14 protein-coding genes are annotated in these 12,757 nt (G+C 61.6%); 7 read left to right on the plus strand and 7 right to left on the minus strand.

The genetic code is table 11. The features are described from left to right. Positions 1-36 precede the first annotated feature (36 nt). The 3 genes from AB5Z05_RS20520 to nudE form a co-directional block, all read right to left on the minus strand. On the minus strand, positions 37-1,308 hold the full coding sequence (locus tag AB5Z05_RS20520) for an aromatic amino acid transport family protein (RefSeq protein ID WP_368152890.1): 1,272 nt from the start codon (positions 1,306-1,308) through the stop codon (positions 37-39). Between the two features lie 437 nt (positions 1,309-1,745). After that, positions 1,746-2,558: a 3'(2'),5'-bisphosphate nucleotidase CysQ gene (cysQ, locus tag AB5Z05_RS20525; protein WP_005357849.1), complete on the minus strand. Its 813-nt coding sequence runs from the start codon at positions 2,556-2,558 to the stop codon at positions 1,746-1,748. A gap of 37 nt (positions 2,559-2,595) precedes the next feature. Next, the gene (gene nudE, locus AB5Z05_RS20530; RefSeq protein WP_179214485.1) at positions 2,596-3,204 is read right to left on the minus strand and encodes an ADP compounds hydrolase NudE; all 609 of its coding nucleotides are present in this window, start codon (positions 3,202-3,204) and stop codon (positions 2,596-2,598) included. Positions 3,205-3,348: 144 nt separating this feature from the next. Here nudE and yrfG point away from each other — a divergent pair, with 144 nt between their 5' ends. After that, positions 3,349-4,029, plus strand: a complete 681-nt coding sequence (gene yrfG / locus AB5Z05_RS20535) for a GMP/IMP nucleotidase (protein WP_368152891.1) — start codon at positions 3,349-3,351, stop codon at positions 4,027-4,029. Positions 4,030-4,114: 85 nt separating this feature from the next. Here the strand turns inward: yrfG and AB5Z05_RS20540 are convergent, their stop codons facing one another. The 4 genes from AB5Z05_RS20540 to AB5Z05_RS20555 all read right to left on the minus strand — a co-directional run bounded on the left by AB5Z05_RS20540 (position 4,115) and on the right by AB5Z05_RS20555 (position 6,716). Then, positions 4,115-4,327: a hypothetical protein gene (locus AB5Z05_RS20540; RefSeq protein ID WP_042084223.1), complete on the minus strand. Its 213-nt coding sequence runs from the start codon at positions 4,325-4,327 to the stop codon at positions 4,115-4,117. A gap of 114 nt (positions 4,328-4,441) precedes the next feature. After that, positions 4,442-4,780, minus strand: coding sequence for a DUF1294 domain-containing protein (locus AB5Z05_RS20545; RefSeq protein ID WP_201946980.1), 339 nt, complete (start codon positions 4,778-4,780; stop codon positions 4,442-4,444). After that, the gene (locus AB5Z05_RS20550) at positions 4,777-5,367 is read right to left on the minus strand and encodes a sugar O-acetyltransferase (protein WP_368152892.1); all 591 of its coding nucleotides are present in this window, start codon (positions 5,365-5,367) and stop codon (positions 4,777-4,779) included. Before AB5Z05_RS20550 ends, AB5Z05_RS20545 begins: the two co-directional genes overlap by 4 nt. A gap of 86 nt (positions 5,368-5,453) precedes the next feature. Beyond that, positions 5,454-6,716 carry an MgtC/SapB family protein gene (locus AB5Z05_RS20555; protein ID WP_368152893.1) on the minus strand — a complete coding sequence of 421 codons (1,263 nt, stop codon included), beginning with the start codon at positions 6,714-6,716 and terminating at the stop codon, positions 5,454-5,456. Positions 6,717-6,933: 217 nt separating this feature from the next. Here AB5Z05_RS20555 and AB5Z05_RS20560 point away from each other — a divergent pair, with 217 nt between their 5' ends. The 6 genes from AB5Z05_RS20560 to cbl all read left to right on the plus strand — a co-directional run bounded on the left by AB5Z05_RS20560 (position 6,934) and on the right by cbl (position 12,732). Then, a complete protein-coding gene (locus AB5Z05_RS20560; protein WP_368152894.1) occupies positions 6,934-7,935 on the plus strand; it encodes a sulfate ABC transporter substrate-binding protein in 1,002 nt (333 codons plus the stop codon). 62 nt (positions 7,936-7,997) lie between these two features. Next, positions 7,998-8,573 carry an RBBP9/YdeN family alpha/beta hydrolase gene (locus AB5Z05_RS20565; protein WP_368152895.1) on the plus strand — a complete coding sequence of 192 codons (576 nt, stop codon included), beginning with the start codon at positions 7,998-8,000 and terminating at the stop codon, positions 8,571-8,573. Between the two features lie 271 nt (positions 8,574-8,844). Continuing rightward, positions 8,845-9,684 carry a sulfate ABC transporter permease subunit CysT gene (cysT, locus tag AB5Z05_RS20570; protein WP_368152896.1) on the plus strand — a complete coding sequence of 280 codons (840 nt, stop codon included), beginning with the start codon at positions 8,845-8,847 and terminating at the stop codon, positions 9,682-9,684. Next, on the plus strand, positions 9,681-10,571 hold the full coding sequence (gene cysW / locus AB5Z05_RS20575; RefSeq protein ID WP_368152897.1) for a sulfate ABC transporter permease subunit CysW: 891 nt from the start codon (positions 9,681-9,683) through the stop codon (positions 10,569-10,571). Before cysT ends, cysW begins: the two co-directional genes overlap by 4 nt. A 23-nt stretch (positions 10,572-10,594) precedes the next feature. Then, positions 10,595-11,662 (plus strand): sulfate ABC transporter ATP-binding protein, encoded by a 1,068-nt coding sequence (locus tag AB5Z05_RS20580; protein WP_346214886.1) that lies wholly within the window; start codon positions 10,595-10,597, stop codon positions 11,660-11,662. Between the two features lie 122 nt (positions 11,663-11,784). Continuing rightward, a complete protein-coding gene (gene cbl, locus AB5Z05_RS20585) occupies positions 11,785-12,732 on the plus strand; it encodes an HTH-type transcriptional regulator Cbl (RefSeq protein ID WP_042030338.1) in 948 nt (315 codons plus the stop codon). The last annotated feature ends 25 nt before the right edge of the window (positions 12,733-12,757 follow it).

Consider the following 12,757-nt stretch of genomic DNA (forward strand, 5'->3'; position numbering starts at 1 on the left):
GGGGTCGCCTCTCTTTTTGTTATCTGCTGCGAGTCGTTACTTCAACAGGCTGAAGATCAGCGCCGATACCGCCAGCGAACCGGTTAGCAGGATAAAGCCGTTGGTCCAGCCGTGACGGAAGCGGGCCAGCGCCTCCACCTTGTAGATTGCAATCACCGGCATGATAAACAGGATCATGGCGATGACCGGGCCGGAGAGGGTCTCCATCAGCCCCAGAATGCCCGGGTTGATGACGGCGGCACCCCAGATAGAGAAGAACATCAGGGCGATACCGACTTTGTCCGCCTTGGCCAGCGGCAGGCCGGTGGGCTTGGCGATCAGGCTTTTCAGGCTTTCGCGGGCACCGAGGAAGTGGCCGAGGAAGGAGGAGCTGATGGCGATAAAGGCAATGAGCGGCCCCAGAGTCACGATCACCGGGTTGTCGGTGATGTTGGCGAGATAGGAGAGCACAGAGACGTTCTGGGCTTTGGCTTCGGCCAGCTGGGCTGGCGAGAGGCTCAGCACGCAGGAGAAGACGAAGAACAGCACGAAGCCCACCAGCATTACTGTGGTGTTGCGCAGGATCAGGCCGCTCTTGGCTTCCGCCTGCTCGCCATATTCACGACGCTGCACGTTGGCAAAGCCGGAGATGGCTGCGGCGTGGCTGAAGGCGAACACGGTGACCGGCAGCGCCAGCCAGACGGTGTTGAGGAAGCTGACCCCTTCAAACGCGGTCACTTCCGGCCATTGCCACTGAGGGATCAGGTAGCAGGAGAGCGCCGCCAGAATGGCCGCCAGCGGATAGACCATAAAGGCGAAGGCGCGCAGCATCGCCTTCTCACCCGCCAGCATCACGGCGATCATGGCAAACACCATCACACCTGAGAGCATCACCCGATCCGGGGTTGCCATGCCGAGCTGGTTGACCATAAAGCTCTCCACCGTGTTGGTCAGCCCGACCCCGTAGATGAGCAGGATCGGGAAGATGGAGAGGAAGTAGAGCGCCGAGATAAGGCGACCGGCCATCTTGCCGAAGTGCTCCTCCGCCACTTCGGTGAAGTCGGCGTGGGGGCGTGACGAGGAGAGCACGAAGCGCGCCAGCCCGCGGTGGGCGAGGAAGGTCATGGGGCCTGCCAGTACCGCGACGATGACGAGAGGCCAGATGCCGCCCAGACCCAGATTGATGGGCAGGAACAGGATGCCGGCGCCAACGGCGGTGCCAAACAGGCTGATAACCCAGTGGGTGTCGTGACGGCGCCAGCGGGTGATGCTGGCAGTGGTGGAGCAGGAACCGGATAGCTCCTTGGTAGCCTCTACAGATAAACTCATTACTAATTCACTTTTTGTTAGTGTTTTAATCTGAGTTCATTGTGGTTTATCGGGATTTAATTCTCAAAAAGCGAGACTGAAACATATCACTGCCATTGCGGGGTTTAGCCAGCGAGATTGGGAATGGAATCTGGATCGCAGAATGAAACAAAACTGATATTGGTGATTTTTGTGAAATATAAAACCAAAATTTGATCTACTATCATTTTTTTATTTTGGCTAACCAGGTGTTTTCAGAATTACGTGAAAAATCGCACCATTTCTCGCCGACCGATTGTGATGTTTCACTATCATTTTGCCGCTTTGCCAGCGTATCACGCTGTTCAAGAGCGCCTTGACCAGCGGATCACACCGGCCATCACCCGGGGCAACTTCCCTGAAAAAGCAGGCGGCCATCGGGCCGCCTGCATGTCTGGAGTGATGATATCGCTACTCGTCTAGTGGGCAAGAATGTTGCCCCAGGCGAGATCCGGATCCCCCATCACGATAAAGTCAGGGTTCTCCAGCGACTCGGTTTCGTTGTAGCTGAGTGGCTGCAACGCCAGGCTGAGGATGCGGCCACCGGCTGCCTCGACGATGCACTGGGCGGCGGCGGTGTCCCACTCGCCGGTGGGGCCGAGCCTTACGTAGCAATCGGCTGCCCCTTCCGCCACCAGGCAGGATTTGAGGGAGCTGGAACCAAGCGGGATCAGCTCGTAGTTGATGGCCGGGTTGAGGCGGCGGGTGAGGTTCTCCAGCTTCTGGCGACGGCTGATGGCCACCACCAGCGAGTCAGGCTGGTCATGCTCGTGGTGCATGGCGCTGATGGGCAGTACCTCGCCATTCACCTCCTTGAAGGCGCCGTAGCCGCGCACCGCCCAGTAGAGCACGTTGGACTCGGGGGCGTAGATGACCCCGAGCACCGGCACATTGTCCCGCACCAGGGCGATCAGGGTGGCGAAATCGCCGCTGCCCGCAATAAATTCGCCAGTGCCGTCGAGGGGATCCACCAGCCAGTACTGCCGCCAGTTGGATCGTTGGCTGAAGGGGATGTCGGCCGCCTCTTCGGTCAGCACCGGCACATGGGGGGTGAGCGCCGAGAGCGCCTGTTTGAGGTAGGCATCGGCAGCAAGATCGGCACTGGTGACCGGGGTCGCATCCTCCTTCAGCTGACGCTCGAACTGACCGCCGTGATAGATGTCGTGAAGGATCCTTCCGGCTTCGCGGGCAATCTCCTTGACCCCCGGCACCCAGGCCAACAACTCCTGCATCTCGTTATCCTCTGTCTGTTAACTGCCCGTCTGCGGGCTACTCTGCCTGCTCCGCCAGCCACTTCTGGGCCAAGAGCAGGGCACTGATGCTGCGCGACTCGGTGAAGTCGGGTCGCGCCAGCAATTCGTCGATCCGGTTGAGGGGCCAGGGGATCACCTCGAGGGGTTCAGGCTCGTCGCCGATCCGCTGCTCGGGGAAGAGATCCCGTGCCAGTAAAATGTCCATCCGGCTGGAGAAGTAACCCGGCGCCAGCGACACCTGTTTGAGCAGGGTTAGGCTGCTGGCGCCAAAGCCCGCCTCCTCCATCAGCTCCCGGTTGCCCGCCTCGAAGGCATCTTCACCGGGGTCGATCAGCCCCTTGGGAAAGCCCAGCTCGTAGGAGTGGGTGCCCGCGGCATATTCGCGCACCAGCAGCAGGGTGTGGGCATCGAACAGCGGTACCACCATGACGGCGCCCCGGTTGCCGCCGCGCATCCGCTCGTAGACTCGCTCTTCGCCGTTGGAGAATTTTAGGTGTAGCGATTCCACCTTGAACAGTCGGCTCTCGGCTACGATATCGGCCTTGAGGATCTCCGGCTTGCTCTTGGGGTGATCCAGTTGGTCGGCTGAGATGTGCTCGGGTTTGCTCTTGTGGGGGTCGCTCATCGGACGCTGGCTGCTCGTTAAAAAATCGTGCTTCAAGAGTAAACGACTCTCACACCGAACACCACGGGCCAGGGATGACAAAGGGGGAGGAAAAATCCGTTATACTGCCGCCCCGTTTTCCGAGATCCGCGATCAAGAGGCCCGATGCCACACTCCCGCTCCACCACCTTGCCCTGGCACCAGATTGATACCGTCTTGCTCGATATGGATGGCACCCTGATCGATCTGCATTTTGACAATCACCTCTGGCAGCAGCTGGTGCCGGAGCGTTACGCCGAGCGGCTCGGTCTGCCGCTGGATGAAGCCAAAGCGCAGATCGATGTCCACTATCACGCCGTCAACGGCACCCTCAACTGGTACTGCGTGGATTACTGGAGCGAGACCCTGGGACTCGATATTCGCGCCCTCAAGCAGGAGCTGCTGGCGAAGATCCAGTGGCGTCCCCACGCCATCTACTTTCTGGCCGCGCTGCGCGCCGCGGGCAAGCAGCTGGTGCTTTTCACCAATGCCCACCCCGCCAGTCTGTCGGTGAAGGATGCGCAGCTGGGGCTGAGCGACCATCTGGATCTGATGGTGAGTACCCACGAGCTGGGCTGGTCGAAGGAGAGCCAACACTGCTGGCAGGCACTGGCACAGCGGCTGGCGTTCGATCCGGCCCGCACCCTGTTTGTGGATGACAGCGAGCGGATCCTGCGGGCCGCCGCCGACTATGGCATCGGCTACCAGCTGGCGATCCAGAATCCGGACAGCTGCAAGCCGGAGCAGAGCATCACCGCTTTTCCGGCGATCCGCGACTATGCCGAGTTGCTGCCGCTGGCAATCTGAATCTGCTGACACGAGAGAGGGCTGCATCATGCAGCCCTCTTTCTTTGATTTGAATTTTGGTTATCTGACGCCTGATGGCGAAAAATCACAGCTCCCGAAACGGGCGCCGTTTCTCCTCTTCGATGACGATCGCCTCCAGATTGGCGACCCGCTCCTGTAGCTCTCTTATGATCATATCCTGCTTGCCGAGGCGATCGGTGATGCGGGCATCCCCCATCTGGTAGCGAGCCCGTTTGCCGAGATATCCGAACAATACGCTGATAAATACGATCAGGACTATGCCTGTCCACATGGTCATGTCACGACTCCTTGTCGTCTATAAACGGCGATAACGCTGATGGGATCTGTTCTGTTTTCTCATAGCCGCCAATTGGCCGCAATGGGGCCCGTTTCGCCTTTGTGATGCAGTTGGCTATTGCTGCCAGAGTGGCCGACCGACCCAGAGCGCCCACAGGGTGAGGTGCAGCAGCACGATAAACCAGAAGACCAGCCGGTAGCTGCGCTTCTGGGTCTTGTGGCGCAGCCACTGGCGGGCCACCAGAGCGCCCGGCCAGCCACCGCACAGCTCCAGCAGGTGAAGGCGGGATTCGGGAATGCGCCATTCACCCCGTACCGCCTGCCGCTTGTCCCAGGCGTAGGCGGCCACCGTGAGCAGGCTCATGGTGAGCAACACGGCCAGCGGCCACCACTGCTGCTCGCCGAGGCCGAGCCAGAGGGTCCAGCCCAGCGGCAGCAGCGCCAGCGCCATCACTGGGCCAGCTCCCAGCAGCGCTCCTCATCCTGCTTGAGTTTGCGGATCACCTTGGCCGGATTGCCCACTGCCACCGAGTCGGCCGGGATGTCGCGGGTCACCACGGCGCCGGCGCCAATGATGGAGCGCGGCCCTATGGTGACGCCGGGGCAGATGATGGCGCCGCCGCCGATCCAGCAATCATCGCCGATCCGCACCGGCTTGTTGTAGGCAGTCCAGTTGCGTCGCTCCAGATAGTTCATGGTGTGGGTGGCGGTGTAGATCTGCACGTTGGGGGCCAGTAGCACATGGCTGCCGATATGCACTTCGCCCACGTCGAGAATGGTGACGTTGAAGTTGAAGAAGGTCTTCTCGCCGATATGGATGTTGCGGCCAAACTCGCAGGTGAACGGCGTGCTGATCCAGCAGGAGTCGGGGCAGTGGCCAAAGAGCTCGCGGCAGATCTGCTGGCGCAAAGAGGCATCGCCCGCCGATGAACCATTGAGCCGGGCCAGCAGCGCCTGACCACGGATCCGGTCGTTGGCTATCTCCTCGCTCTGGCTATCCAGTGCCCCGCCTGCCAGTACCTTGTCCCAGTCGCTCGCCATTGCTACCTCCTCATGCTGCAAGAGCAGGCAGTATACGTGACTGTCAGGGGCGCCGTCAGTCTGTCACTTGTTGCAGGTGATCCTCGTCAACCTGCGGGCCAGACGAGGGGCAGGATCAGCAGGGCCGAGACGAAGTAGGGGAGCAACACCCGCAGCCCCAGACTGCGACCGCCGATGCCGAGGGCCAGCAACCCCTTCACCAGCGAGTTGATCAAACCGGCGAGCAGGATGCCGCGAGCGGCCACCTCCAGCGCCAGCTCCTTGTGGGAGAGCTGGGAGAGCGACAGCGTGATGGCGTCCACGTCGGTGATCCCCGACACCAGCGCCAGCAGGTAGACCCCGGAGTTGCCCACCTTGCTCTGCAACAGGGTGGCCATAAAGCCGATCAGTGCCAGCAGCAGGCCGAACTTGATGGCGGTGGCCAGATCGAGCGGGTTGCTGGTTTCCGGCTGCACCGGGCCGTCAGTCAGCTCCTCGCGCTGACGCCAGAACCAGAAGGCAAAGCCGTAGACTGTGGTGGCCAGCAGCAGCAGGGGGGCGACGAGGCGTATCGCCAGCTCGCTGTGAATGAGCAGTACCAGTACCAGCAGCCGCAGCCACATGGTGGCCCCTGCCAGCAGGATGCCGGTGGCCAGCAGTCGCTCCAGCCCGCCCTGCTCCTTGTTGAGACGGGCGAACTGCAGGGTGAGGGCGGTGGAGGAGGCCAATCCCGCCAGTATGCTGGTGAGCACCAGCCCGGCGCGAGTGCCGAGCAGCCGCACCGCGAAGTGGCCACAAAACGAGATGCCGGCGATAACCACCACCATCAGCCAGATCTTGAAGGGGTTGAAGGCGTCGAGTGGCCCCATCTCTTCGTTGGGCAGTACCGGCAGCAGCACCAGCGAGATGAGCAAAAAGCGCAGGGTGGCGTGAAATTCGGTTTCGCTGAGAAACAGCATCCCCTGCTGGATCTTGCCCTTGAGCCCCATCAGCAGGGCCGCCAACACAGCGCAGGCGACCGCCTCGCTCGGGCTCAGCAGTACCGACATCAGCCCCAGCAGATAGGTGAGCAGCATAGCCACCGAGCTGGTGAGGCCGAACTCCCCCTGCCAGCGTTGGGCCAGCCAGACCGAGAGGCCGCAGCCGATCACCACCGCCAGCAGGCCGAGCAGCGGCAGCCAGGGGCCCAGGGTCGGCAGCAGCAAACCGCATACCCCGCCGAGCAGGCCGATGAGGCCGTAGGTCCGCATCCCGGCGATGCGCTGGTTATCCCCCAGCTGGCGCACCTGCCAGCCCCGCTCCAGCCCGATGATAAGGCCGATGGCCAGCGAGACCAGGGCTCCGTTGACCGGTTCTGCATTGATCCACATAACGACTTCCTTTTCGTCATCTGCCTGCCTTGTTCCCATGATGGCACAGCGCTTGAGGTCACAGAGGGGCATGGCTCACAGAGTCTGCGTCTGGCTCCCGGTGCGGGTAGCTGAGCTGATATGAGCAAAAGAGATAAGCAAAGAGTTATTTCTTTCTTCTGGGCATAACAACTCCACGGCATGCTGTTCTCAACCCAACAAGATATGGAGTATCACCATGAAACTGCGAATGACCGCCCTGACCCTGCTCTCTCTGCTGGCATTTGGCCAGGCCAATGCCGCCGAGATCCGCCTGCTCAACGTCTCTTACGATCCGACCCGCGAGCTGTTTCAGGAGTACAACGCCGCCTTTGCAAAGGAGTGGAAGGCCAAAACCGGCGACGACGTGGTGGTGAGCCAGTCTCACGGTGGCTCCGGCAAGCAGGCCCGTGCTGTGGTGGATGGGCTGGAGGCCGACGTGGTATCGCTGGCGCTGGCCTACGATGTCAACGCCATCGCCAAGGCGGGGCTGACCGCTGCCAACTGGCAGAGTCGCCTCGGCAACAACGCCTCGCCCTATACCTCCACCATTGTCTTCCTGGTGCGCAAGGGCAATCCCAAGCAGATCAAGGATTGGGATGATCTGGTGCGCAAGGATGTTGCCATCGTGACTCCCAACCCCAAGACCTCCGGCGGGGCACGCTGGAACTATCTGGCCGCCTGGGGCTATGCCCTGAAGAAGAGCGGCAGTGAAGAGGGGGCCAAGCAGTTTGTTGGCGATCTCTTCAAGAACGTGAAGGTGCTGGACTCAGGCGCCCGCGGTGCCACCACCAGCTTTACCGAGCGTGGTCTCGGTGACGTGCTGCTGGCGTGGGAGAACGAAGCCCTGCTGGTGCTTGGTCAGGCGGGGGCCAGCGACAAGTTCGAGCTGGTGGTGCCTTCGGTTTCCATTCTGGCAGAGCCGCCGGTCGCGGTGGTGGACAAGGTGGCCAAGAAGCACGGTACCGAAGCGGTGGCCAAGGCCTATCTCGACTATCTCTACTCTGACGAGGGGCAGCATATCGTCACCAAACATCACTATCGCCCCAGCAACCCGGCGATCCTGAAGGAGACGGCAGCCCAGTTCCCGCAGCTTGCCTTCTTTACCGTCAAGGATCTGGAAGGGGATTGGGAGAAAGCCCAGAAGAAACACTTCGCCCAGGGCGGTCTGTTTGACCAGATCTACCAACCCGGTGGCTGAGGCAGGTAACTCCGTATAACCCCTTTGAACTGGCCCCTGTGCCAGCCGATAGGAGCACCAAGATGAACAAGATCCTCCTGGTTCCCGGTCTGCACAACAGTGGGCCGGATCACTGGCAGAGCCGCTGGCACGATCATTTTCCCCAATGGCAGCGGATGACCGGGCTACCGTGGGACAAGCCGGACCTCAGGGTCTGGAGTGCCAAGCTGGCGAGCAAGCTGAAACGTCGCCGCAGCCGGGTCCATCTGGTGGCTCACTCTTTTGGCGCGCTGACTGCCATTGCGGCGGCCCGCTTGCAGCCGGAGAAGGTGGCCTCGATCTTTCTGGTGGCGCCCGCCGATCCCGCCCGTTTTGGCATTGCGGATGAGGCCTTGGCCGGGCCGCTGCAGGTGTCGGCCCAGCTGGTGGCCAGCCGCAATGATCCCTGGATGAGCTTTGAACGGGCCGAATACTGGAGCCGTCAGTGGCAGGTGCCGCTGTTCGATGCCGGTGAGGCGGGCCATATCAATGCCCAGTCAGGTCATGGGGACTGGCATCAGGGGCTGCATTTGCTGGGGGCACTCTACCGCCGTGGTGAGCTGGTAGTGGCACCGGTCAAGACCGCATCGCCCCGGCCGGTCGTACTGAGCTTTCGCTAGGTATCTGTGAAGTGGTTGGAGGGTTGGCGAGCGCGCTGTTCGCTGGCTACTCCATGCCCCCGTTCTTTGAATGCTCCGCTCCGTATTGCTCCATTTCTTAGGTCTTTTATTTATATAAAAGACCTTTTTTTATTTGGAGTGCGCCAAGAGCCTTGTGACTCTGCGGTTAGACAAAAAAGTGATTAGCAAAGTCGCAATTGATGTTTGTTGCCGATGAGGGGAGTGCGCAGAATCACCATATCGAAAATTCTTCATAACAGATGGATGTGTTATGCGATTTGGTTCTTATTCTGTCCTGCCCGGTTTTGGCCCCACCCTGGGGTTCAGCCTGCTCTATCTGGGCCTGCTGGTGCTGTTGCCGCTCTCGGCCCTGGTACTGTTTGCGATCAACAACCTGACCGCCGCCGAGTTCTGGCAGGTGATTGGTTCACCCCGGGTGCTCGCCTCCTTTCGCCTGAGCTTCGGTGCGGCCTTTGTCGCGGCGCTGCTCAACAGCCTGTTTGGCCTGATCCTGGCCTGGATCCTGGTGCGCTACACCTTCCCCGGTCGTCGTCTGGTGGATGCGCTGATCGACCTGCCATTTGCCATGCCGACCGCTGTATCCGGCATCGCCCTGTGCGCCATCTTCGCCCCCAACGGCTGGATCGGCCAGTTGCTGGCGCCGCTCGGCATCCAGCTCGCCTACAACCCCATCGGCGTCGTTATCGCACTCACCTTTATCGGATTGCCGTTTGTGGTGCGGACCCTGCAGCCGGTGTTGCGGGAGGCTGAAACCGAACAGGAGGAGGCCGCTGCCAGCCTCGGCGCCGATCGCTGGCAGACCTTTATCTGGGTGCTCTGGCCGACCCTGATCCCGGCCCTGCTCACCGGCTTTGCGCTGGCGTTTGCCCGTGGGGTAGGGGAGTACGGTTCGGTCATCTTTATCGCCGGCAACCTGCCGATGGTCTCCGAAATCGCGCCGCTGATGATCATGAGCCACCTGGAGGAGTATGACTACGCCGGTGCCTCCGCCATCGCAGTGGTGATGCTGCTGATTTCGTTCATTTTGTTACTGCTAATCAACAAGTTGCAGGCCTGGAGCTGGTCTCGCATCGGAGGAAGCCGGATATGAGTTCATCTGCTATCGCCATTGAGGTGGCCCCTGTGGAGATGGCCCCCGCTCGCAAGGCACCGGTCGTGATCCGTGAACCCCAGTGGGTCAAGTGGCTGCTTATCACGGTCGGTTTGGGCTGGTTTGCCGCCCTGTTGCTGCTGCCGTTGGCCACCGTCTTTATTCAGGCGCTGAGCCCTGGGCTGGTCTTCTTCTGGCACGCCATCAGCGAGCCGGATGCCCTGAGCGCCCTCGGTCTGACCGCACTGGTGACCCTCTGCGCAGTTCCCCTCAATCTGCTGTTCGGGATCGCGGCGGCCTGGGCCATCGCCCGTTTCCGCTTCCCCGGTCGGCAGCTGCTCATCACCATCATCGATCTGCCCTTCTCGGTGTCGCCGGTGATCGCCGGTCTGATGCTGGTGTTGATGTTCGGCAGCCGCGGCTGGTTCGGTGACTGGCTGAGTGAACACGACATCAAGATCATCTTCGCCACCCCGGGGATCATCCTGGCCACCACCTTCATTACCGTGCCCTTCGTGGTGCGCGAGCTGCTGCCCCAGATGGAGGCGCGCGGCCCGGAAGAGGAGGAGGCGGCCATCATGCTGGGGGCGAGCGGTCTGCAGATGTTCTGGCGCGTCACCCTGCCCGGCATTCGCTGGAGCCTGATGTACGGCCTGCTGCTCTGTACCGCCCGCGCGGTTGGGGAGTTTGGCGCGGTGTCGGTGGTTTCCGGTCATATTCGCGGCCAGACCAATACCCTGCCACTGCATATCGAGATCCTCTACAACGAGTACCAGACCGGCGCCGCCTTTGCAGTGGCAAGCCTTTTGGCTCTGTTCGGGATCTTCACCCTGCTGGGTGAAACCCTGTTGGCCCGGCTGCGTGCCCAGCCCACCAAATCTCACTGAATCACCGTTTTAAAGAGGCAGCCATGAGCATTCAGGTTCAACAACTCAACAAGCATTTCAATCAGTACGCGGCGCTGGCAGACATCAACCTCGACTTTCACGACGGTGAGCTGGTGGCGCTGCTCGGCCCCTCCGGCTGTGGCAAGACCACCCTGCTGCGGATCATCGCCGGGCTGGAGCAGGCCGACAGTGGCAGCGTCATCATCCGCGGTGAGGACGCCTCGGATCTCCATGTGCGCGAGCGCAACGTCGGCTTCGTGTTCCAGCACTATGCCCTGTTTCGCCACATGACGGTGTTCGAGAACGTGGCGTTTGGCCTGCGGGTTAAACCGCGCAGCGAGCGCCCGGCCGAGGCGGCCATTCGTGCCCGGGTCAAGGAGCTGCTGGATCTGGTGCAACTCAGCCACGTGGCCGAGCGCTACCCGCCCCAGCTCTCCGGCGGTCAGCGTCAGCGGGTCGCACTGGCCCGCGCGCTGGCGGTACAGCCCAAGGTACTGCTCTTGGACGAGCCCTTCGGCGCCCTCGATGCTCAGGTGCGCAAGGAGCTGCGCCGCTGGCTGCGCGAGCTGCACGACGAGCTGCACGTCACCAGTCTTTTCGTCACCCACGATCAGGAGGAGGCGCTGGAGGTAGCGGATCGGGTGGTACTGATGAACGCCGGACGGGTCGAGCAGATCGGCACCCCGGCCGAGGTCTATGACCAGCCTGCCAGCTCCTTCGTCCACAGCTTCCTTGGCAGCGTGAATCAGTTCCGCGGTCGGGTGGCGGAGCAGGGATTCGGTGTCGGTGAGCAGCTGCTCGGCGGGCCGTCGGCTTCTCATCTGGCCCACGGCAGTGCCGCCATCGCCTATGTCCGCCCCCATGAACTGGAGATCTTGCCAGCCGATGCGTCGGGCGGGATCCGCGCCACCATCACCCGTCTGCTGCCCATGGGGCCGCGCATTCGGGTGGAGCTGCGTGGTGACGGTGAGACCAAAGGGGCTCACTATGAGGCGGAGCTGAGCAAGGAGGCGGCCAAGCAGTTTGCTCCGGGACAGGGGGTACGGCTGGTGGCCAGACAGGCGCAGTTCTATCCCGATTACCAGATTTGATGTTGTGTTGCGGGTGGCATGGCTACCCGGGGCAGGCGCGCTGCCGGGGCATGATCCGGCCAAATAACAATAATGAGGGGGTGACCAGCTTGTGTCACCCACTCTTCGCAGGAGGCGACAAGGTGAATTTTCAGCAGTTACGCATTATCCGGGAGGCAGCGCGGCGGGATTACAACCTGACCGAGGTGGCCAACGCCCTTTTTACATCGCAATCCGGGGTGAGTCGCCATATCCGCGAGCTGGAAGAGGAGCTCGGTATCGAGCTCTTTATCCGCTACGGCAAGCGGCTGCTCGGTATGACCGAGCCGGGCAAGGAGCTGCTGGTGATTGCCGAGCGCATTCTCAATGACGCCAACAACATCCGCAAACTGGCCAGCACCTTTGCCAATCGAGACTCGGGCCGCTTGCTGGTGGCGACCACCCATACCCAGGCGCGCTATGCCCTGCCGCGAGTGGTGAAGGCGTTTCGCGAGCAGTTCCCGCTGGTACAGCTGGAGCTGCGTCAGGGCAGCCCGGAGGAGATAGTGCGGCTGGTGCAGACCGGCGAGGTGGATATCGGCATCAGCAGCGAGCAGCTCGACAAGAGCGAAGGGGTGGTGGCATTCCCCTACTACCGCTGGCACCACAATATCGTGGTGCCCGAGCAACATCCGCTGGCTGGTGAGCGGGATCTGACGCTGGCGGCGCTGGCCAACTGGCCCATCGTCACCTATCAAGCCGGGTTGACCGGGCGGGTGCGGGTGGATGAAGCCTTTGCTGCGGCTGGCATTGAACCGCAGATCCTGCTGACGGCGCAGGACTCCGATGTCATCAAGACCTATGTCGAGCTGGAGATGGGGGTCGGCATACTGGCTGATATGGCGTTCGACGCCCAGCGTGATCAGGGGCTGGTACAGCTCGACGGCAGCCATCTGTTTGCCCCCCACACCGCCTGGATTGGCCTCAAGCAGGGGCAGTTCCAGCACAACTTTGCCTGGCAGTTTATCCAGCTCTGCAACCCCGAGCTGGCGCTGGCGGATATTCAGGCCCGCGCCATGGGCAGCGAGCCTGCCATCGACTTCCAGATTTGAATCGGAAGAGAAGAGCAAAAGGGGA

Source organism: Aeromonas sp. R2-4 (genome assembly GCF_040908365.1).
Classification (GTDB): domain Bacteria; phylum Pseudomonadota; class Gammaproteobacteria; order Enterobacterales; family Aeromonadaceae; genus Aeromonas; species Aeromonas veronii.

What these genes read in the sequence shown, in the direction of transcription:
- AB5Z05_RS20520 (WP_368152890.1), bottom strand. Translation starts at nt 1,308, where the DNA reads ATGAGTTTATCTGTAGAGGCTACCAAGGAGCTATCCGGTTCCTGCTCC.
- cysQ (WP_005357849.1), bottom strand. Translation starts at nt 2,558, where the DNA reads ATGCAGGAGTTGTTGGCCTGGGTGCCGGGGGTCAAGGAGATTGCCCGC.
- nudE (WP_179214485.1), bottom strand. Translation starts at nt 3,204, where the DNA reads ATGAGCGACCCCCACAAGAGCAAACCCGAGCACATCTCAGCCGACCAA.
- yrfG (WP_368152891.1), top strand. Translation starts at nt 3,349, where the DNA reads ATGCCACACTCCCGCTCCACCACCTTGCCCTGGCACCAGATTGATACC.
- AB5Z05_RS20540 (WP_042084223.1), bottom strand. Translation starts at nt 4,327, where the DNA reads ATGACCATGTGGACAGGCATAGTCCTGATCGTATTTATCAGCGTATTG.
- AB5Z05_RS20550 (WP_368152892.1), bottom strand. Translation starts at nt 5,367, where the DNA reads ATGGCGAGCGACTGGGACAAGGTACTGGCAGGCGGGGCACTGGATAGC.
- AB5Z05_RS20555 (WP_368152893.1), bottom strand. Translation starts at nt 6,716, where the DNA reads ATGTGGATCAATGCAGAACCGGTCAACGGAGCCCTGGTCTCGCTGGCC.
- AB5Z05_RS20560 (WP_368152894.1), top strand. Translation starts at nt 6,934, where the DNA reads ATGAAACTGCGAATGACCGCCCTGACCCTGCTCTCTCTGCTGGCATTT.
- AB5Z05_RS20565 (WP_368152895.1), top strand. Translation starts at nt 7,998, where the DNA reads ATGAACAAGATCCTCCTGGTTCCCGGTCTGCACAACAGTGGGCCGGAT.
- cysT (WP_368152896.1), top strand. Translation starts at nt 8,845, where the DNA reads ATGCGATTTGGTTCTTATTCTGTCCTGCCCGGTTTTGGCCCCACCCTG.
- cysW (WP_368152897.1), top strand. Translation starts at nt 9,681, where the DNA reads ATGAGTTCATCTGCTATCGCCATTGAGGTGGCCCCTGTGGAGATGGCC.
- AB5Z05_RS20580 (WP_346214886.1), top strand. Translation starts at nt 10,595, where the DNA reads ATGAGCATTCAGGTTCAACAACTCAACAAGCATTTCAATCAGTACGCG.